Here is a 1493-nt window from a genome sequence, read left to right on the forward strand (position 1 = left end):
TCAGACATCCCTGGACGTTTGTTGTCAAGCAGCGAGGTCGTTTGATCGGTGCGACCAGGCGGTTGCCTGGTCGTAGGGGCTGTGGGTTTTGAGGCAGCCGTGGAGGATGCCCACCAAGCGGTTGGCGACCTGGCGGAGGGCGGCGTTGTGGCTGATCTCGCGGGCTTTGATCTGGTCGTAGTAGGCGCGGACGGCAGAGTCGTGCAAGAGGGCGCAGGACGCTTGGAGGTGGAGGGCGTCCACGAGCCGGTCGTTGTGGACGAACCGTGCCTGGACCACTCGTGTCTTGCCCGATTGCCGGGTGATGGGTGAGGTTCCGGCATAGTTCTTGCGTGCCTTGGCGGAGGCGTAGCGGTCCTTGGCATCTCCGAACTCGGCGAGCACCCGGGCGCCGAGAACGACGCCGATGCCGGGCTGGCTGAGGATGACCTCAGCGTCCGGGTGCCGGCCAAAATGGGCCTCGACCTGCCCTTCGAGGGTCTTGATCTCCTGGTTGAGGACAGCGATGATCGCGACCAGCGACTTCACGGTAGAGGCGTAGGCGGTCGTGACGAGCGGCGCCTGGCCCAGGTGCTCGCTGCGTAGGACGTCCTGGATCGCCTGTGCCTTGGCGGGGATGTCGCGGCGGCCCTTCAACGTTCCCGAGATCTGACTGAGCGTCAGCTTCACCGCAGCCTCGGGGGAAGGGGCCTTGGCCAGCAGTTTCAAGACCGCATCCGAGGTGAGGCCGAGGGGCTTGTAGGCCTCCAGCGCGGCAGGGAAGTAATCCCGCAGCGCCACCCGCAGGCGCAGCATGTGGCGGGTCCGTTCCCACAGCAGCGCCTGATGAGCACGGGTGACGACCTTGACCGCCTCGGCGATCTCCGAGTCCCCGGCCACCTGGCGTAGCTGATGCCGTCGGGTGCGGATCATGTCCGCGAGCGCGTGGGCGTCACCCTTGTCGCTCTTGGCGCCCGAGGAGCCAAGGATCTCGCGATGCCGGGCAGCCTGCTTGGGATCGACCCCGAACACCCGGTATCCGGCTGCGACCAGCGCTCGCACCCACGGGCCCCGGTCGACCTCGATACACACCAGCACCTGGGACGGGTCGGCGTCCTCGGCGACGAACCGGCCGACGAGGTCGTGGAACCGGGTGATCCCAGCCATGCCCTCGGGCAGCCGCAACCGCTTCAGCACCTTGCCGGTCTCGTCCTGGACCTCGACGTCGTGGTGGTCCTCGGCCCAGTCATCTCCAACGAACAACACCACGACCTCCACCATCGACAACAGGACACGGAAGCCCGCAGGAGCCGGTCGGCGGACTAATGGACCAGTGCTCACGCCAGACGGTCGGCGGGCACGACATCCCATTAGCGATCAAAGACTCCTGACCACCGGTGAGGGCACGATCTGACCCTAGGACTCGAAGTCCGGTCGACGAGAGTGCTCACTCACCAGCGGCTACCAGGCACCGAGTCTGCCAGCGAGGCCGACCCGGTAGGTCCCATTAGTCG

At 66.4% G+C, this 1493-nt stretch carries 1 protein-coding gene; it reads right to left on the bottom strand.

Translation table 11 applies throughout. The features are described from left to right. Window positions 1-24 precede the first annotated feature (24 nt). Window positions 25-1245 carry an IS110 family transposase gene (locus ACIHAD_RS48845; RefSeq protein WP_397361749.1) on the bottom strand — a complete coding sequence of 407 codons (1221 nt, stop codon included), beginning with the start codon at window positions 1243-1245 and terminating at the stop codon, window positions 25-27. Window positions 1246-1493: the final 248 nt, after the last annotated feature.

The organism is Nonomuraea sp. NPDC052265 (assembly GCF_044547985.1).
Classification (GTDB): Bacteria; Actinomycetota; Actinomycetes; order Streptosporangiales; family Streptosporangiaceae; genus Nonomuraea.